General features: G+C 73.0%; 13 protein-coding genes. 4 read left to right on the top strand and 9 right to left on the bottom strand.

Features of this window, described 5'->3' with window-relative positions; translation table 11 throughout:
- The 5 genes from ACLJQF_RS14490 to murJ all read right to left on the bottom strand — a co-directional run.
- On the bottom strand, nucleotides 1-589 hold a 589-nt coding region (locus ACLJQF_RS14490), incomplete at its 3' end, for an NAD(P)/FAD-dependent oxidoreductase (protein WP_410609005.1).
- Nucleotides 590-728: 139 nt separating this feature from the next.
- Nucleotides 729-1,526, bottom strand: coding sequence for a hypothetical protein (locus ACLJQF_RS14485; protein ID WP_410609003.1), 798 nt, complete (start codon nucleotides 1,524-1,526; stop codon nucleotides 729-731).
- A complete protein-coding gene (gene sigM / locus ACLJQF_RS14480; RefSeq protein ID WP_410609001.1) occupies nucleotides 1,523-2,146 on the bottom strand; it encodes an RNA polymerase sigma factor SigM in 624 nt (207 codons plus the stop codon). Before sigM ends, ACLJQF_RS14485 begins: the two co-directional genes overlap by 4 nt.
- Before the next feature lie 31 nt (nucleotides 2,147-2,177).
- Entirely contained in the window at nucleotides 2,178-3,770 is a 1,593-nt protein-coding gene (locus tag ACLJQF_RS14475) for a protein kinase family protein (protein ID WP_410608999.1), read from the bottom strand.
- Nucleotides 3,771-3,849: 79 nt separating this feature from the next.
- On the bottom strand, nucleotides 3,850-5,745 hold the full coding sequence (murJ, locus tag ACLJQF_RS14470) for a murein biosynthesis integral membrane protein MurJ (RefSeq protein WP_410609039.1): 1,896 nt from the start codon (nucleotides 5,743-5,745) through the stop codon (nucleotides 3,850-3,852).
- 309 nt (nucleotides 5,746-6,054) lie between these two features.
- On the opposite strand from murJ, the gene ACLJQF_RS14465 reads away from it, so the two are divergent.
- Complete coding sequence (locus ACLJQF_RS14465; RefSeq protein WP_410608997.1) at nucleotides 6,055-7,089, top strand: hypothetical protein; 1,035 nt, start codon at nucleotides 6,055-6,057, stop codon at nucleotides 7,087-7,089.
- A gap of 202 nt (nucleotides 7,090-7,291) precedes the next feature.
- Here ACLJQF_RS14465 and ACLJQF_RS14460 read toward each other — a convergent pair whose 3' ends face one another.
- Both ACLJQF_RS14460 and ACLJQF_RS14455 read right to left on the bottom strand, forming a co-directional pair.
- The gene (locus ACLJQF_RS14460; protein ID WP_410608996.1) at nucleotides 7,292-9,445 is read right to left on the bottom strand and encodes a DUF6049 family protein; all 2,154 of its coding nucleotides are present in this window, start codon (nucleotides 9,443-9,445) and stop codon (nucleotides 7,292-7,294) included.
- Nucleotides 9,442-9,996 carry an NUDIX hydrolase gene (locus ACLJQF_RS14455; RefSeq protein ID WP_410608994.1) on the bottom strand — a complete coding sequence of 185 codons (555 nt, stop codon included), beginning with the start codon at nucleotides 9,994-9,996 and terminating at the stop codon, nucleotides 9,442-9,444. The genes ACLJQF_RS14460 and ACLJQF_RS14455 overlap by 4 nt, the downstream gene beginning before the upstream one ends.
- Nucleotides 9,997-10,097: 101 nt before the next feature.
- Here ACLJQF_RS14455 and ACLJQF_RS14450 point away from each other — a divergent pair, with 101 nt between their 5' ends.
- The 3 genes from ACLJQF_RS14450 to ACLJQF_RS14440 are packed head-to-tail and all read left to right on the top strand — an operon-like array spanning nucleotide 10,098 to nucleotide 13,709.
- Nucleotides 10,098-11,534: a CCA tRNA nucleotidyltransferase gene (locus tag ACLJQF_RS14450; RefSeq protein WP_410608992.1), complete on the top strand. Its 1,437-nt coding sequence runs from the start codon at nucleotides 10,098-10,100 to the stop codon at nucleotides 11,532-11,534.
- 3 nt (nucleotides 11,535-11,537) lie between these two features.
- Entirely contained in the window at nucleotides 11,538-12,845 is a 1,308-nt protein-coding gene (locus ACLJQF_RS14445) for a sensor histidine kinase (protein ID WP_410608991.1), read from the top strand.
- Between the two features lie 12 nt (nucleotides 12,846-12,857).
- Nucleotides 12,858-13,709, top strand: a complete 852-nt coding sequence (locus tag ACLJQF_RS14440) for a class I SAM-dependent methyltransferase (protein WP_410608989.1) — start codon at nucleotides 12,858-12,860, stop codon at nucleotides 13,707-13,709.
- Here ACLJQF_RS14440 and ACLJQF_RS14435 read toward each other — a convergent pair.
- Nucleotides 13,696-15,603, bottom strand: coding sequence for a TNT domain-containing protein (locus ACLJQF_RS14435; RefSeq protein ID WP_410608987.1), 1,908 nt, complete (start codon nucleotides 15,601-15,603; stop codon nucleotides 13,696-13,698). The genes ACLJQF_RS14440 and ACLJQF_RS14435 overlap by 14 nt on opposite strands.
- A gap of 35 nt (nucleotides 15,604-15,638) precedes the next feature.
- On the bottom strand, nucleotides 15,639-18,680 hold the full coding sequence (locus ACLJQF_RS14430; protein WP_410608985.1) for an ADP-ribosylglycohydrolase family protein: 3,042 nt from the start codon (nucleotides 18,678-18,680) through the stop codon (nucleotides 15,639-15,641).
- Nucleotides 18,681-18,682 lie beyond the last annotated feature (2 nt).

Here is an 18,682-nt window from a genome sequence, read left to right as displayed (position 1 = left end):
TCTTCTCGTTCGCGCGAGCGCGCTCGATCATGATCTTGGATGCGCGGAACTCCTCGCGGCGGTGGACGATCGTGACGGACTTCGCGAACTTCGTCAGGAAGGTCGCCTCCTCCATCGCCGAGTCGCCACCACCGGCGACCACGATGTCGTGGTCGCGGAAGAAAAAGCCGTCACAGGTCGCACAGGCCGACACACCGCGCCCGAGCAGCTCCTGCTCGCCCGGCACGTTCAGGTACCGCGCCGCGGCACCCATGGCGAGGACGACCGCGCGGGCGGCGTAGCGCTTGCCGTTCGCGTGGACGTACTTGACGTCCCCGGTCAGCTCCAGCGACTCGACGTCCTCCGCGCGCAGCTCGGCGCCGAAGCGCTCGGCCTGCTTGCGCATCTCCTCCATCAGGTCCGGACCCATGATCCCGTCGCGGAACCCCGGGAAGTTCTCGACCTCGGTCGTCGTCATCAGCGCGCCGCCGAACTGCGTGCCCTCGAACACCAGCGGTTCGAGCTGGGCCCGCGCCGCATAAACGGCAGCGGTGTATCCGGCAGGACCCGACCCGACAATGATCAGGTTCCTGATTTCCTCGGCAGCCACCCGTTGACCTCCGCTCGTAGTGACCTGTACCAGGCTCAACACGATCGTAGGTGGCCATGTTCCCAGCCGTGACAGCGCTCATGGGGGTTCCGGGTGGCGGAGCCCCCGGCCTGGGGCGAAGCCCCGGATGTCACAGCCGCTACTTCTCCCCGACGACCTTGTCGAACAGCACGGCCGGATTTCCCGGTCCGCAGTCGGCTCCGAAAGCCACCAGGCGGAACTGGGCGAGCTTGCCGGTGGTCAGGATGATCATCACCCCGGCCTTGCCGCCGACGTTCACCGGGCGGATGCCTTCGGGGCGCACCTTCGGGTCAAGTCCGGCGGCCGCGATGCACGCGTCGAGGCGGTCCTCGTTCTGCAGCGGGCCGAAGTCGCGGACGCCGATCGCCTTGCCGACCAGCGCCTGCGCGCCGGCGCCGTCGCCGCCGACCGACGGGCCCGTCGGCGCGGGGGCCGCGACGTCCGGGGTGCCGGGCTGCTGCGCGGTGTCCGGGATCGCGACGGTCACGGCGACGACCGCCGCCGCGGCCGCGGTCAGGACGCCGGCGGCCCAGCCGAGCCGCTTGTTCCGGCGCCGCCGGGCCGCCGCGAGGTCCACCACCGGGGCGTCCCCGGGCCCGGCCTGCCGCGGTGCCTGCGTGGCGCCCTGGGGCCGCTCACGAAAGGCGGCGGCTGCTTCGGCGGCCAAGGCCGCGTCCAGCCGGGCGGCGAACTCCGCGGGCATCGGCGGGGCCGGCGCGTCGGCGAGCGAGGCCAGGTCGGCCTGCGTGGCGTCGAGGGCGTCCAGGATCGCCCGGGCTTCCGGATCGGCGTTGACCAGCGGCCACAGCTCGGCCGCCTGCGTGTCGTCCAGGACACCGGCGTGGAGGTCGGCGAGCACGTCGACAGACCAGGGCGGACCGATGGTCCCCCCGATCCCCCGGCTTTCGTCCGTCATCGTCCCTCCCCGCTACCCGGCTGACGCCCGGCCCGTTTGCTTTCGTGAGTTGGGACGTTCGCAATCGCATCGGGGTTCCGCAGGTGCCCGAGAACCTTCGCGAGTTTCCCGCGGCCCCGCGCGCACCGGCTCTTCACCGTGCCCTCGGCGATACCGAGCATCTTGGCCGTCTCGGCGACGGAGTATCCCTCGACGTCGACGAGCACGATCGGGGCACGCTGGTCTTCGGGCAGCTGCTCGAGCGCCTCGCGCACGAGCAGGCTGGTCTCCCGCTCGGCCATCGAGTCGCGGGGCGCGGCGGGCTCGTTGAAGCCGGTCTCCGGCAGGGGCACGGTCGGGCGCGCCTGGCGGCGGCGGATCCGGTCGAGGCAGGCATTCACCACGATCCGGTGCAGCCACGTCGTGACCTGCGACTCCGCTCTGAAGTTCCCGGCCGCGCGAAAGGCCGAGATGAACGCGTCCTGCAACGCGTCGGCGGCCTCTTCCGGATCGCGGACCGTGCGCAGGGCCACCGCCCACATGCGGTCGCGATGTCGCTGGACGAGTTCGCTGAACGCATGAGGATCCCCCGCGGCGTGAGCCGCTATCAGATCCGCATCCGTGGGAGCTGCAGCTGTCACCCGCCAGAGCCTACTGACCCTGTCGGGTGCGTCACCCCGCAGGCAGGAAGGACAGGTCGCCTATTTCGGTCATGAACTGCCCGTCCACCTCGCCCAGCTGAGTGATCCAGACGATGAAGTACTCGCCCTGTGCCGGCTGAGCCAGCGGGATCGTCGTCTCGCCGTCCTTCAGGTCGCCGTTGCCGACCACCTTCGTGTCGGCGAAGTCGGGGTTCTTCCCGGTCGCCGAGCGGATCTCGACCTTGCTGCCGGGGGTGCCTCCGATGACCTTCACCTGGCTGAGGTTGATCGGGTTCTCGAACGTGACGAGCAGCCCGACGCCCGGCTTGATGGTCGGGAACTGCTGCTTGTACTTCTCGGTCCGCCACTCCGTCTCGGCCTTGCCGTCGGTCGCGTACTTCGCCCGGCCGGTGTTGTCGCCCCGGCCCTCGGGGTTGTAGACGGCCACCGACTGCGGGGCCACCGCGGCGCCCACGGACGGCGGAGGTGGCGGGGCCGGAGCCGGCGACTGCGGGGCCGGCGTCCCGTTCTGCTGGCTCGACGCCGGCGGCGCGGCGACGTTGATCGACGGCCCGCTCGCCTTCGAATCGCCCTGGAAGACGTTGATCAGCATCAGGCCGCCCCAGGCGAGGATGACGACGGTCGCGACCACCAGGACCGTGACGCCGAGGGCGAGCTTGCGCCGCCGGGCGACGTCCTTGACCGGCTTCTTCGTCGTCCAGATCGTGCCGTCGGCCTCGGCGACGTCCCCGCCGACGGCCTTGATCAGCTGGGTGCGCTCCTCTTCCTCGGCCACCTGGCCGAGGACGCGCAGGATGGCCGCGCTGGTGCGGATGCCGCCGTTGCCGCCGTCCTCGATCGTGCGGACGGCCAGCGAGGACAGGTCGGCCGGGACCGTCGGCACCAGCTGGCGCGGCGGAACGATCCGGCCCTGCGGCGTCATCGGGGCCGGCGGGATCGCGGGCGGACCGCCGGGCAGCGCCCAGCGGCCGGTCAGCAGGAGGTACAGCACCGCGCCGAGCGCCTTGACGTCGTCGCGCAGCGTCGCCTCCGGCAGCGGGCCGGGGAACGCGAGCTTGAGCGCGCCGCTCGGCGTCAGCCGCAGGCGCTGAGGGTGGTCGAGGCCGAGGACGAGCCCGTTCTGGTGCGCCTGCTCGACGGCTTCGGCCAGCGCCTGCACCATCCGCGCGGCCGCGGCGGGCGCCACCGGCCGCTGCGCGACGAGGTCGACCAGGTCGCTGCCCTTGGTCCACTCCGCGACGACGACACCGAGCAGGCCTTCGCTCGAAGTGACGCCGCTGCCGAGGGCGAGCACGTCCAGCACGCGGGCAACGCCGCCGTGGCCGAACTTCGACGCGTGCGTCGCGCGTTCGAGCGTCCGCCGGGCCAGCCGAGCGGCTTCGGGATCCGCTGGATCGCCGACCAGCAGGGTCAGCGCGACGTCCCGCTTCAGCTGCCCGTCGCGGGCGCGCCAAAGGTGCGCGTCGCCCCGCTCGTCCACGCCGAACTGCGCGAGGAGGCGGTAGCGGCCGTCGCCGACCACACGCCCGGGGGCCAGCGATCCGACCTGGGCCTTGCCCACGTGGTTCGCACCCCCCGCCTGTTCGCTCCGCCTCGTGTCCACCCGCACGCTCCCGTTAGCTCCCCGCTCCAAGGTTACCCAGAATACGACGCGGGAGTCGTCGCCTTCCGTACCACAATCGTTACCCGCGCTTGATCAACCGGGTGAACCTCGAAGTGGCCGGCTTCAGCTCCTCGACCTTCAGCGCCATCAGCACGCCGAACGAGACGACGATGCCCACGATGCTCTGCAGCAGAAGCTTCACCCAGGCCCCGAAAGTCGGCCCGAACGAGTCGGGCACGAGCTTGCCGGCGACCCACGCGGCGGCGACGCCCAGGACACTCGCGACGACCGTGAAGAGAATCACGCCGATCACCCGCTTGCTGCGCAAGTTGCCCAGCGTCACCCAGAGCCAAACCTGGCCGAGGATCGCGCCGACCACGAACGTCAGCGCGTTGACCATCATCACGCCGAGCACGACGTTGTCCGGCGACAGCAGCACCGGGCACAGGTACAGCAGCGGCACCTTGACCAGCGTCATCACGATCATGATCAGCGTCGGCGTGCGGGCGTCCTTCATCGCGTAGAACACGCGCATCTGCAGCATGACCAGCGCGTACGGCAGCAGCGCGAACGCCGAGATCGCGAGCGCGTCGCCGAGCCGCTCGGCCGTTTCGACCGTGCCCTTGCCGAAGGTGAACAGCGCGATGCCGATCGAGCCGCCGACCACGGTCATCACCGCGGAGATCGGCACGAGCATCACGGTCGACATCCGGGACGCGTACGACAGGTCGCCGATCAGTTTCTTGTGGTCGCCGTCGGCGGCCGCCCGGCTCATCCGCGGCATGATCGCCGTCAGCAGCGAGACGCCGATGACGCCGTACGGCAGCTGGAAGAGCAGCCAGGCGTTGCTGTAGGCGGTGACCCCGCCGGGTGAACCGCTGGTCAGCACGCGGGTGTTGATCGTGTAGCCGATCTGGCTCACCGCGACGTAGCCGAGGATCCACAGCGCGAGGCCGCCGAACTCCTTCATCTGCTTGTCGATGCCCCAGCGCCACTTGAACCGGAAGCCGGACCGCAGCAGCGGCGGGATCAGCAGCAGCGCCTGGGCGACGATGCCGCCGGTGACGCCGATGCCCAGCGTCAGCACCTTGGGATCGGTGATCGAGACGTGCCCGGTGTCGATGTCGCCCGGCATGATCCAGACGACCAGGATCGTGAAGATGACGACCAGGTTGTTGATCACCGGCGCCCACGCCGTCGGCCCGAAGATCTGCTTGGCGTTGAGCACGGCCGAGAGCAGCGCGAACATGCCGTAGAAGAAGATCTCCGGCAGCAGCAGGTAGGCGAACGCCGTGGTCAGGTCCGCGCTCGCCTTGCCGGACGAGTCGACATACAGACTCGTGAACGCCGGCGCCGCGATGACCGCGACCACCGTGCCGACCAGGAGCAGCGAGAACGCCACCGTGATGAGGCGCTGGGTGTAGGCCACGCCGCCGTCGGACTCGTCCTGCGAACGCACCAGCAGCGGCACCACCACGCTGGCGAGCACGCCACCCATCAGCAGTTCGAAGATGATGTTCGGCATCGTGTTGGCGACGTTGAACGAGTCGTTCGCGATGCCCTGGCCGATCGCGCCGACCAGCAGCAGCTTCCAGAGGAAGCCGGTGATCCGGCTGATCAGCGACGCGATGGCCATCCGCCCGGATGCCTTCGCCAGTGAAGGCGCCTTGGCCGGGGCCTCCGGCGCTTCGCCGTCCGGCCGGGGCTTGACCAGCGGCCCCTTGAGCGCCGGCATGACCTGGGTGGCCAGCGCGTCGTACGGGCGCATGACGTCGGGGTCGGCGACCGGCCAGCGCGAGTTCATCGGGACGCCGGCGGTGCGCGGGATGAACCGCGTCGCCTCCGGGTCGGGCGGGCGCTGGACCTGGGTGGCCTCCTCCTGCCACGGCCGGACCGGCGCCGGACGGCGGGCGCCGCGCCCGCGCGGCGGGACCGGCGTGCCCGGCGGCGGGGTGCCGGGACCCAGCGCCGGCATGCCGGGCGGCGGGGTCAGCGGCGGGCTGGGCTGCGGGAGCCGCCCCTGGTGCGGAGCCGGGCCCGGCTGGATCGGCTGGGGGCCGCTCTGCTGCGGCGGCGGGCCGGCCGGCGGCGCGCCTTTCGGTGGCAGGTTGCCAGGCAGGCCCGGTTGCGGACTGCCGGGCGAGACGACCGGCTGCGCGCCGCTGAGCGGCAGGCCCGGCGGTGGCACGGCCGGCTGCCCACCGCCTTGCGGGGGTAGGCCCGGTTGCGCACCGCTGTGCGGGGGTAGGCCGGGTTGCGCACCGCTGTGCGGGGGTAGGCCGGGTTGCGCACCGCTGTGCGGTGGCAGGCTCGGCTGCGCACCGCCTTGGGGCGGCGGGCCCGGCTGCGGATTGCCCGGCGATGCGACCGGCTGAGCACCGCTGAGTGGCGTGCCCGGCGGCGGCACCGACTGCCCGCCGCTGTGCGGCGGAACGGGCTGAGCACCGCTGTGCGGCGTGCCCGGCTGCGCACCGCTGTGCGGCGGCACGGCTGGCTGCGCACCGCTGTGCGACGGGCCCGGCTGCGCACCGCTGTGCGACGGGCCCGGCTGCCCACCGCTGTGCGGTGGCACGGGCTGCGCGCCGCTGTGCGGCGGCACCGGCTGGACCCGCGTCGGCGCCGGGCCGGCGGCGCGCGGCGGCTGGCCACCCCGCGGCGGAGGCTGCTGCGGCGGGACCCGGCGCGGCGGCTGGTCCTCGCGGCGGGCGCGATCGTCGTACGGGGCGCGATCGTCGTACGGGCCGCGGTCGTCCCGGGGCCGGTCGTCGCGCGGCCGTTCGCCACGGGGGCGGGCCTCGCGGGCCGGGAACTCCTCCGCGCCCGTGCGGTCGCCGCGAGGGGGGCGCTGGTCGCGGGGCGGGTGGTCGTCCGGTGCGGGCCGGGCGGCGCGCTGGTCGCGGACCGGGCGGTCGGCGTGGGGCGGGATGTCACGGCGGGCGCGATCGTCGTCCGGGGCCCCGCGGGCGGCGCGTTTGTCGCGGGCCGGCCCGCCGCCACGGGGGGCGCGCTCGTCCCGGACCGGACGGTCGTCACCGGGTGGGCGGTCGTCGCGCACCGGGCGGTCGTCGCGGGCCGGGCGTTCGTCCCGCGCCGGGCGGTCGCCGCGGGGGGCGCGGCCGTCGTGGGGTGCCTGGTCGCCGCGGCGGGGCCGGCCGTCACGGGCCGGGCCGTCTTCGCGGGGCGAGCGCTGGTCGCGGACCGTCGCGTCGTCCGGGGTCGGCATCTGACGCGTGTGGCCGTTGCGGGGCGGCTGGCGGCGGCCGCGCTCCGGGGGCGGAGGCGGCGGCTGCCGGCGGCGGACCGGCTGCGACGGCTGTGATGCTTTCGGAGGCCCGTCACCCCGTTGCGGGGGTGGGGGGCCTTCGCGCCGAGGACGACCCGCACGCTCGGGTGGTAAGCCCGGCTCTCTCTCCAACGCGTGCCCAATCCTCGGTGCTCTGCTCCGGTGCCGCGGCCCGGTGCCGCGCATGTGCGGACCAAGGGTAATCGCGAACCGCCCGGAACACTCAAAGGCCGAGCGATCAGGCCACGACGTCACGCCCCGCGCGGGCGTCCTTGATCCGCCGGTAGATCCGCCGGGAAGCGAGCAGAAGCAGGGCCACACCTGCGGCGACGGTCGCGATGATGGTGATCGCGCCGTACTCGGTCGACGTCAGTTCGAACCGCGCGGATGACCCGAGCGGGGTATCGGTGGGGGTGCTCAACGACACATCGACGCTGAACCGGCCGGCCCGCAGGGCCTCCACCGGGAGGAAGTAGTTCTTGCCGCCGCTGGCCGGGAAGTACCAGTCTTTCGCGCCCTCGAGGCGCAGACCGGTGTTGTTGTTCAGGGTGAACCGGGCGTTGATCCCGACCGGCAGGTCGTTGCTGACGTACACCGGCAGCGGCGAGTTGCCGGACGCCAGCGCGATGGTCTGCTTCGGCTGCGAGACGGTCACCCGGCCGCTGATCGCGATCAGTTCCGCCTGGGCGTTCGTGGTTGCCGCGTCCGCGGGCAGGCCCCGCCACGCCGTGGACGCGCCGCGCAGCTCGGCCAGCCGGACCGGCTCGACGACGTCGTCCGGTTTCACCCGTTTGGTGGGATCGAGCTGCATCGCGGACGCCAGCCCGGTGGCCTTCACGTCGAGGTCGGCCAGCGTCGAGACGACGCCGGGGTCGACGCCCGTGGCCGGGGGCGGTCCGCCGTCGCCGACCGGCCCGGAGGTCGCCGGGGCGGCGGCGAGCAGCGCCGGGAGCCCGGTCGCGGTGACCAGGCCCGCGTCCAGGAAGCCGCCGACCTGCTGCAGGTAGGTGGTGAACTCCTCGGCCGAGGCGTCCCAGCGCCGCGGCGGCGCGACCAGCAGGTGGTCCGGCCGCGGCTGCCCCGCGGCCACGCCCAGCCCGGCGCGGAAGGCCAGGGCACCGAGGCCGTTCTGGCTCGCGACCGCCCGCTCGGTCGTGGCGGGCACGGTGACCGAGCCGGGCACGGTCGGCACGCCCGTCATCGCGGCGGAGATCAGCGAGTCGGTCGGCTGCAGGCGGACGGTGCTGCCTTGCACGGTGACGCCGCCGCCGGCCGCGTCGGGCGCGAGCTTGCCGGCGTCGGTGAGCACGGTCCGCACGCCGGCCTCGCTCAGCGCGCCGAGCACCGACGCGCTGGGTGTGCCGTCCGGCCAGAGCACGCCGGTCTGCGGGGTGACGTCGGTCAGCTCCTGGATGGTCGCGGCCCCGGTGGCGGCCCGGGTGACCAGGCTGGTGTCGCCGGGCCGGATGCGGGTGAGCGCGTCGAGGTCGGCGTCGGCGAACGGCAGCGCGACCACGCAGCGGCCGCCGACCAGCGCCCGGAGCTCGGTCAGCCACGTCTTCGCGGCCTCGACGCCCTTGCCGTCGACGTTCCCGGTGTCGGTGTGGACGAGGTAGCCGCGGGTCATCGCGTCGATGGTGGCGAGCAGGTCCGGGTCGAGCGCGAAGCACATCGACTTCGCGAGGTTCGAGTTGCCCCGCACGGCCGACGCCGCCGACGTGACCAGCGCGTTCAGCCGGCCGTCCCCGCTGATCTCGGCGGCCATCCGGTCGTCGGCCAGCACCATCGGGCTCCCGTACGGCGCCGCGTAGACGTGCGGGACGTTGCCGGTCAGCGGCCAGAGCAGGGTCATGCTCGGCGCGCCGCCCCGGGCGGGGGCCTGCTTGCCCGGCCCGGCCAGCACCGGCAGCAGCATGCTGACCGCGCCCAGCCGCGCGGCCCCACCGAACTCGGGGGTGCCGTTGACGTTGACCAGCAGCGGGTAGACGCCGGGCCGGGCGAACCGGTCCGCCCGCGTCCCGGTCAGGGGAACCGTGATGTTCAGCGGCGCGCTCTGGCCCGGTTCCAGCACGTCGGCGACCGGTGTGAACTCGGTCAGCGGGGTGTCCCTGACGACCGCGCCGGACAGCACGTCGCCGACCCCGCGCTCGGTCGTCGTCCGGTCGCCGACCTGGAGCCGCACCTGCGGCTTGGCGATCCGCCGGTCGCCGGTGTTGGTCACCGTGCCGGTGACGGTCAGCGTCGTCGTCGAAGTCGTGATCACCCGCGGGCTGAGCCCGGCCAGGTCGATGCGCAGGCGCGCGCCCTCTTGCGCCTGGGCGACCGTGGCGCCGGCGAGGGCGGGGACGGCCAGGAAGAGGACGGACAGGAAGGTTGCGGCGAACCGCTTCACTCGGGGGCTCCCTCAGGGGCGTGCTCGTCTCGTCCGTGGACGTCCGGGCGCGCGAAAAGTTCCTTGTACATCTGACTCGCCTTCCGGACGAGCTTGCGCTCGTCGGAGTAGGCGAGCTTGGTCTCCAGCTCGGCCAGCGGGACCCAGGCCACCTCGGTGACCTCGACGTCTTCGTCGGAAAGTTCGCCGCCGAGCGCTTCGAGCAGGAAGTGGTGCACGGTCTTGTGGATGCGCCGCTTCTCGGCCACGAACCAGTAGTCGATGGTGCCCAGTGGCCGCATGACGCGCGCGGAGATGCCGGTTTCCTCCTTCACCTCGCGCACGGCTGTCTGTTCCACTGTCTCACCGTCCTCGATGTGGCCCTTGGGCAGCGACCACAGCAGTCTGCCGTGCCGGTCGAGCCGGCCGATCAGCACCGCCTGTTCGCGGGCGGGGTCCACCACGAGGCCACCGGCCGACGTCTCGTCGACCGTGGTCAGCCGCCTGCCGCGCTGACGCCTGCGCCGCCTGCGCGGCTTCGAGGCGCCGGGGCGGCCGGCTGATCCAGACATGCTGCGATGCTAGAGCAAACGGTTGCCCCGGTAGGCTGGCTCTCCGTGTCCGTGTCCGGCGGTGCCTGCAGCTATCGCACCTGGAACGTAGTGGGATTTTCGTGAACGACGTGGTCGACGAGCAGGTGGTGGGGCTGATGGAGGTCTCTCCACTGGCGGAGGAGCTGGCGGAAAGGTTCGCCAGGGCGGGACACCGCCTGTACCTCGTGGGCGGCAGCGTGCGCGACGCGCTGCTCGGCCGCCGCTCCAGCGACCTCGACTTCACCACCGACGCGCGGCCCGACCGGGTGCTGAAGATCGTCAGCGGCTGGGGCGACGCGGTCTGGGACGTCGGGATCGCCTTCGGCACGGTCGGCGTGACGAAGAAGGGCATGCAGCTCGAGATCACGACGTTCCGCGCCGACAGCTACGACCGCGTCGGCCGCAACCCCGAGGTCACCTTCGGCGACAGCATCGAGGGCGACCTGCTGCGCCGCGACTTCACGGTCAACGCGATGGCCGTCGAGCTGGCGTCGAAGACGTTCATCGACCCGCACGACGGGCTGAGCGCGCTGCGGGAGAAGGTCCTGGACACCCCGGCGACGCCGCAGGAGTCGTTCGCCGACGACCCGCTGCGGATGCTGCGCGCCGCCCGGTTCGCCGCGCAGCTTGGCTTCGCCGCCGCGCCGCGGGTGGTCGACGCGATGACGTCCATGGCGGAGGAGCTCGACCGGATCACCGCCGAGCGGGTGCAGGCCGAGCTGTCGAAGCTGCTGCTGGCGCCCGACCCGCGGCCGGGGCTGGAGCTGCTGGTCGAGACCGGGCTGGCCGACCGGGTGGTGCCCGAGGTGTCCGGCATGCGGCTGGCGATCGACGAGCACCACCAGCACAAGGACGTCTACCAGCACTCGCTGACCGTGCTCGCCCAGGCGATCGACCTGGAGCAGACGCACGAGCCGACGTCCGAGCCCGATCTGATTCTGCGGCTGGCCGCGCTGCTGCACGACGTCGGCAAGCCGGCCACCCGGGAGTTCCAGCCGGGCGGCGGCGTCAGCTTCCACCACCACGAGGTGGTCGGCGCGCGGATGGCCCGCAAACGTTTGCGGGCGCTGAAGTTCTCGAAGGAAATCGTCGACGACGTCTCCCAGCTCGTGTTCCTCCACCTGCGGTTCCACGGCTACGGCAAGGGCGAGTGGACGGATTCGGCGGTCCGCCGGTACGTCACCGACGCCGGCCCCCTGCTGACCCGGCTGCACAAGCTGGTCCGCGCCGACTGCACCACCCGCAACCGCCGGAAGGCGGCCGCGCTGCAGGCGACCTACGACGACCTCGAGACCCGGATCGCCGAGCTCAAGGCCAAGGAGGACCTCGACCGCGTGCGGCCGGACCTCAACGGCGAGGAGATCATGGAGCTGCTCGGCCTCAAGCCGGGGCCGGACGTCGGGAAGGCGTGGAAGTTCCTCAAGGAACTGCGCCTGGACCGCGGTCCCCTAGAACACGACGAGGCCGTCGCCGAACTGAAGAAGTGGGCCGCGGAGAACGGCATAGGGGGCGTCTGACCGGTGGCGGGCGGGGGCAGCTTCCTGGTGGCGCTGCTGAGGCGCGGCGCCCCCGCGATCGCCACCGCGACGAGTGAGCTGCCCGACGAGATCGCCGACCCGGCCCCGATGCACGCGCTGCGGCGCATCTCCCGGATGTCGGGCCCGATCGACCCCACCGAGCGCGACGGCCTGCTGCTGCGCGCGACCCGGTACGTCGTGCTCATCCCGCTGGCCTACCGGCTGCTCGCGGTGCCGGGCCAGTTCGGCGTCTACGTCCTCCAGCACGGCACGACCGGCCTGCTGCCGGTCGGGGTCTTCACGCTCCTGTCGGTCGCGCTGAACGTCACCGGTCTTCGCTGGATGTTCCGCTCGGCGCCGTACCGGGGCCGGAACGCCGGAAAGCTGCTGGCCGTCGACCTGGCCTTCACGGTGGTTTCGCCGCTGCTCGTCGCGCTGACCGTGCCGACGCCGGTGTACTTCGACGCGCTGGCGGTCACCGGCGTCCACCTGTACGGCGAGATCGGGTTGCTGACCCTCGCGCTGGGCCTTCCGAGCGGCGTGGTGTTCGGTTTGCTGAGCTTCCCGCTCCGGATGCTGGCGAACTGGCTGAACACCGGCGGGTTCCTGGCCGGGGCCGCCTTCTCGACGTACTCCGTGCTGCTCGCGGAGCTCTTCCTGGCCACCGCCGCGCTGGTGCTGACCGGCCTCGGCACGCGCCTGGCGCTGGCCTATGGCACCCGCAACGGGCGGCTGGCCGAGCGCGCCCAGCAGCACCGGAGGCTGCACGACACCGTGCTGCAGACGCTGGAAGCGATGGCGCTGTCCGGCCCCGGCAACGCCGAGGAACGGCTCGTGGAGATCCAGCGGCTGGCGCGGGCGCAGGCGATGCAGATCCGGCACACGATCGAGTCGGCGGCGTCCGAGCGAGCCGAGGCCGGCGCGCGGCCGCTGGGCGAGAAGCTCGCCGCGCTCGCCGCCGAGATGGCCCGCGACGGCCTGCGCGCCCAGCTCGTGGTGGCCGAGCTGGACGACGACACGCTGTCGGAGGTCCGGCAGATCGCCATCCGCGACGCCGTGCGCGAGGCGATGCGGAACACGATGAAGCACTCCGGCACCGACCGGGTGGTGGTCCGCGTCGAGGAGCGCGACGGCGGCATCGCGGTGATCACCCGTGACCACGGGAGCGGTTTCAGCGCGGTCGATCACCCGGCCGGGTTCGGCATCAGCGAGTCGATCACCGCGCGGCTGGCCGAGGTCGGCGGGACCTCGCGGGTCGAGTCGGGACTCGCCGGGGGCGGCACGCGAGTGACGTTGTGGGTCCCGTTCTGATATCTCCTGACCATGACCTCGATCGAGCTGCTCGCCGACGCTCTCGCCGCCTACCGCTCCGGTGACCACGACCAGGCCGCCGAACTCGCCGCCCAGGCCGGGCTCGCCGGCTCCACGCTGGCGGACGAACTGCGGGCCTACCTGGCCGGCGACGGCTCGGCGCCGGTGTACGACCAGCCGAGCGCGTTCACGGCGTTCATCCGCGGCGGCGGCAACGTCGAGCTGTACCGGGCGCTGAGCGCCGAGCTGGCCGCCCGCTACGACGCCGGCAAGCCGGAGTCGCTGCTCGACCTGGGCTGCGGTGACGGCCTCGCCGTGGTGCCCGCGCTGGAGCAGGCGGCGCACCTCCCCGCGCGGATCGACCTGGTCGAACCGTCGGCCGCGCTGCTCGAAGGCGTCCACGAGCGGGTGCCGTCGGCCCAGTGCTGGCAGTCGACCGCGCAGGACTTCCTGGCCCGCGACGACCTGGGCTGGGACTTCGTCCAGTCGACGTTCGCGCTGCAGTCCATCGAGCCGGAGCAGCGCGCGGAGGTGCTGCGCACGCTGCAGCTGCGCACCGGGAAGCTGATCATCGCCGAATTCGACGTCCCCGAATTCGAAGAAGGCTCGCCGGAGCACCTGCGCTCGCTCGTCGAGCGCTACGAGCGTGGCGTGGCCGAGTACGGCGAGGACGCCTCGCTGGTCGCCCAGGGTTTCCTCCTGCCGGTGCTGCTCGGGATCGTCTCCGGGCAGCAGCGGACGAACTGGGAGCACCCGGCCACGGTCTGGGCCGAGCAGCTCAAGACGGCGGGCTTCACCGAGGTCGACGTCACCCCGCTCGCCGACTACTGGTGGTCGCCCGCCGTCCTGATCACTGCCTGCTGAGCGAGCCCGTCTCGACGTGCTGGGCGAGCGGCCGGGGCAGCAGGTGGGCGACCGCGCCGCCCGGCATGCCGCCCCACGGCGCCGCCACCCCGGTCAGCACGCGGATCGCGCGCTGCACCCGGTAGAGCCGCCTCTCGCGTTCGCGTTCGAACGCCAGCGCCGTCTCGACGAACCGCGAGCCGTCGGCGTGCACCAGGTTGCCGGTCTCGTTGCCGAACCGGACGACTGTGGTGCCCGGCGGCAGCGTGACCAGGCGCTTGCCGCGGTAGAAGTTCAACGGCGGTTCGCCGCGCATCGGCAGGATCGGCCAGTCGGCGGGCTGGTCGGACTCGTTGGATTCTTGCGGCGGCAGCATCAGCAGCACGCCGAGCAGGAACCGGGCCGCGTCGCCGAGCGAGCCGAACGCCACCGGCTCGTCGAACGGCGGCCGCGAAACCTCCCAGCCGTTCTCGGCGCGGCGCAGCGTCCACACGTCTTCGGCCGGTATCTCGTTCGCGCCGATCCGGTAGGCCGACGCCGGAATGCCGTGCTCGGCCAGCCGCTGCTGGAGCAGCTCCAGGGTCTCCGCGCCCTTCAGGCTCCGGACCGGCTCGCCGCGGGCCACCCGGGTGAGCGCGCGCTCGTCCGGCAGGTCGGCCTCCGTCTGCGGCGGTCGTGGGTGGCCGAGGACCTCCGCCTCCGCCGTCGCGCGGACGAGCTCCCCGACGAACGGCGGGCGAAATCCCACCGCCCGCACGTGCTCGACCAGCTCCGGCTCCGGCGGTACCCCGTACTTGCGCAGGTAGTGCGGCACGGCGGCGGGCCAGATCCAGGTGCCGTCGGTGTGGAAGGCGTTCGGCACGTCCGGCTTCGCGCCCGGTCCGCCGAAGATGTCCGGCAGCGGCGCGGGCCGGTGCAGTGCCACCGGCGCCCGGAACAGGTAGTCGAGCAGGCCGCGGACCTGGTCCGGTGGCACCGGCGGCCGGTTGACCACCGGGCGCTCGCCCTCGACGTGCGAGTCGGCGATCCGCGCGTTCCGGAACACGACGTCCAGCGGCAGTCCGGCCTTCGCCGTCAGCCACGACGGCAGGTGCTTCGGCGCCCGCGGGAAGGTCGCCAGCTCCAGCTCGTAGGCGGCGGTCGACGGGCGGCCGCCGTCGTTGGGTGGCACCCGCCAGTCCGGCTCGCGGTCGGCGTCGAAGTCGAAGTCGAACTTGGACTCGGCGTCGAGGGTGAACGTGCCCTGGAACCACGTGCCGGCCTCGGCCTGGAACATCGACGCCCGCAGCCGCGCGAAGAGCCCACCGAGCCGGGGTGCCGCGGGCAGCGACACCGACACCGGGCCGTCCTCGTCGCCGACCGCGCGGACTTCGATCTCGGCGTAGTCGCCGACCTGCCGGAACTGCGCGCCGACCCGCGCCCAGCCGCCCGGCACGGTATGCAGCAGCGTCCGGCCGATGGCGCGCAGCAGCGCGTTCTGGTCGCCGGTGCCCGGCTGCGGGCGGGCCTCCGGCGTCTCGGTGAAGTCCAGCCGCGTCTGCCACAGCGCCGTGACCTGCTTGGCCGGCACGGTGACCGAGAAATCGGTCAGGCCCAGCTGTGCCGCGCGGGCGGCGTCGTCGCGGACCCAGCGCAGGGTCAGCTCCGGCCGGTCGCCCGGCGCGACCTCGAAGACCTCGCCGTCGTACTCGGCGAAGGTTCGCAGCGTGAACGTCGACGGCACCTCGCTCGCCGGGACGACCTTCGCCGGACGGCCCTCGAACTCCTTGTCGAAGCCCTCCGGCGGCTCTTCCTCCGGCAATACGGACAGCAGCACGGTGCCGTCCGTGGTCGACCGCTGCGCGCGGAAGGTCCCCTCGCCCCACGTCGCATACAGGCCGTCCGGGCGTTCGGCCACCTCAACCCGGTTACGCACGTTTGTCCTCCCCGTCCCCAGTAGCCCCAAAGAACCTAGTCGACCGGGTACCGAGCGAACCACCGGTCGTCGTCCGGCGCATCCGGGCCGAACTCGGTGAGCGCGTCGTCCGCCAGGCCGACGATGACTTCGCGAAGTTCCAGCTGGTCCAGCCAGCTTTCCCGCAGGGCCTCCTCGCCGTACATCGCGCCGGCGAGGTTGCCGCAGACCGAACCGGTCGAATCGCTGTCGCCGCTGTGGTTGACCGCCGCGAGCAACGCCGAGTCGGCGTCCGTGGTGGTCAGCGCGACGTACACCGACATCGACAGCGCCGTCTCGCCGACGTTGCCCTGCCCGAGCCGTTCGAGCTTCTCCGGTGTCGGCGGGCCCTCCATCGCCAAGGCCGCGTCGAGCGCCGCGCTCTGCTCCTCGTGCCCCGGGTGCTTCACGAGCTCGGCGCGCGCGGTCGCGACGGCGGCGAGTAGCGGCTTTCCGTGCAGCAGCTCGTGCATGACCACCGCGAAGCACCCCGACGACAAATACCCGCTCGGGTGACCGTGGGTCAGCGCCGCGCTCTCGGCACCGAGCCGGAACACCTCGGCGAGGTCGTCCGACCACAGCGCGATCGGCGCCGCGCGCATCACACCGCCGCAGCCCTTCGAGTTGTTCACCGGCCGGTCGATGGTGCCCCGGACACCCGAGCGGCCGTACGCCTCCAGCTCGCCGAAGCAGGTCAGCCCCGGTGCGCGCCGGCTGAACAGCTCCTGGTGGGTGCACAGCCAGCCGTCGGCCGCCTCGACCGCCGACTGCGGGCCCCGGGCCCGGTCCCAGGTGACGCCCTGGGTGTGCAGCCAGCGCTGGTAGGCCAGCTGCAGCGAGTGGACGACGTCCGCGGACCCGGTCTTCCGCTGCTGGGCGTGCGCCCGGATCAGCGCTTCGAGCGTGAAAAGCGTCATCTGCGTGTCGTCGGTGATCCGGCCGACGCCGCCGTACGCGGGGATGAAGTCGGTGATGCCGTCCGGCCCGGCGATCTCGCGGATCCGGTCGATCGAGTCGAACTCCGTCTTCGCGCCCAGCGCGTCGCCGATCGCCCCGGCCAGCAGGCTGCCCCGCAGTCGCGATCGCAAGCTCGGTCCCTTCGGTTCCGGGGTGAACCGGCCGCTCGGGTACCGGCACTCCCAACGCGGGTGTTCCGCGGTCTCCGTCTGGAGGCCGTTGCGGTTGAAGTACCAGAAGACGTCGCTCGCAACGTCTTCGAGGAGGCCGAGGTCGGGCAGTTCGGTTGCCCAGGGCAGGCCGGGCACGCCCACCCGGGCGCCGACCAGCGCACCGGCGATCGCGCCCGCCACCGGGCCGGACCGCGCGGCGAGCCGGATCGCGGCTTCCGGGTCGTAGCCGCGCTTGGCCGTGGCGAACAGCGCGCGGCCGAGCACCGACCGGACGCTCCGGCCGTCGCCGATGGACTCCAGCTGCGTCACGTCGTCGGCATCGCGGTCCGCGCGCAGCGCCAGCGTCGAGGCCGCCAGGTCGCCACCCACCTCGTGCAGGCGGACGTGCACCGGCAGCGCGAACGGCTCCCGCGTCAGCAGGCCCTGGAGCAGGGCAATCAGCAGCTCGACGCCCTCGGTGACCTCGGCGCCGGCCGCGCTGCCGGTCAGCTCGCGGGCGACGTCCTTCGCGTACCGCTCGCCGTCGACGTCCGCCAGTGCCACCGCGCCGGCCGGGGTTGCGGCCAACGCCGTGGCCAGCAGCGCGGAGAATTCGGCGGGTGCCGGACCGGCGTGCCGGGTCGCGACGGCGAGCCAGCCGACCGGGTCCGGCTCGGGCAGGGTCGCCGGGACTTCGCCGGTCGGCACCGGCGGCAGGCCGCGCAGCACGATGTCGGTGTGGAACAGCAGGTGCCGCGTCAGACCGCCCAGCGGCAGGGGGCCGGCCGGGTCCGCGCCGCCGCCGAGGGCGTCACCGATCGCGAAGCCGACGTACGCGCCGACGATCCGGTGCCACGCGAAGCGGTCGGGCGGCGTCCCGAAGGCGGAGAACTTCCCGAACGTCCACGGCACCGGCCGCGGCCGCGCGTCTTCGCCGACGTGCGCGATCAGGCCGTTCGCGCTGAGGTCGGGGGGCCATTCCGGCTCCTGGCCGGCCCGGCGGCGGACGCCGTTGCGGCATTGCCAGGCGAATCCGCGCAGGTATCGGACGCATTCGTCCGGTGTCAGCTCGAAGTGCTGGTCGCGGGCGTGGTCCAAGGCGTACCGCAGGTGCCGTTCCAGCAGGTCGGGCGGCTCGACGCCGAACTCCGCGACCAGCGCGGGCAGTGCCTCGGCGACCTCGGGCCCGGCTTCCGGCGCGGGTTCTTCCACGATGGGCCGGCGCTCGCCGGTCGCACCCAGTTCGGCGGCGGTGAGGCTGCGGACCAGTCCGGTCCCGGGATCGAGGGTCAGTCCCGTCGACGGCGGCAGGTCCCGGACCATCACCCGCCAGCGGCGGGGGTAGCGCCCGGGCACCTTCGCCGACGAGCTGTAGGCGATGACTTCGTGCCCGCCCTTGCCCGGCACCGGCCGCAGCAACGGCCCGCCATCGGGCAGCGGAACCAGTACTTCGCAGTCCAGCAGGGCGCGGACGAACTCCGCGCGGCTGATCCAGTTCGCGGCCAGGTAGTTCAGCAGCTTCCCGGCGTCGGTCGCCGGGGCCGGGAAGCCGCGCCAGACCGGGCCGGGGGTGTACTGCTCGTTGCCCCGGTACTCGCCGTTCGCCCTGGTCCAGCCGTGGATCGCGCGCACCGGCAGGTCCAGCTCGGGGAACGCCTTCTCGTCGAACTCGGGGTCGACGTCCGGCCGCCACTCGGCCTCGGCGGGCGTGCTCGCCATTGCCGCCCGGTCGTACCCGATCTCGCCGCCGTCGTCCGGCACCACGACCACCGGGCTGGGGAACAGGCCCGCGCCGATGTCGGTGCCGTCCAGGTAACCGGCCGCGTTGACCGGGAAGCTCCAGCCGTCCGGGCGGCGCGCGGTGAGCTCCGGCCGGATCCGCAGCCGGTCGCCGCCGGGCTGCGCGCGCAGCCACTCCCGCGCGCGAGCGGCGGCATTCTCCTCGTCCATTC

The organism is Amycolatopsis sp. lyj-109, from assembly GCF_046548995.1.
GTDB lineage: Bacteria > Actinomycetota > Actinomycetes > Mycobacteriales > Pseudonocardiaceae > Amycolatopsis.
The sequence above is the reverse complement of the archived record's forward strand: the minus strand, read 5'-3'. Positions and strand labels throughout refer to the sequence as shown.

Coding starts and splice junctions, on each gene's coding strand:
- ACLJQF_RS14430 (WP_410608985.1), bottom strand. CDS start 18,680: ATGGACGAGGAGAATGCCGCCGCTCGCGCGCGGGAGTGGCTGCGCGCG.
- ACLJQF_RS14455 (WP_410608994.1), bottom strand. CDS start 9,996: ATGTCTGGATCAGCCGGCCGCCCCGGCGCCTCGAAGCCGCGCAGGCGG.
- ACLJQF_RS14440 (WP_410608989.1), top strand. CDS start 12,858: ATGACCTCGATCGAGCTGCTCGCCGACGCTCTCGCCGCCTACCGCTCC.
- murJ (WP_410609039.1), bottom strand. CDS start 5,745: ATGCCGGCGCTGGGTCCCGGCACCCCGCCGCCGGGCACGCCGGTCCCG.
- ACLJQF_RS14485 (WP_410609003.1), bottom strand. CDS start 1,526: ATGACGGACGAAAGCCGGGGGATCGGGGGGACCATCGGTCCGCCCTGG.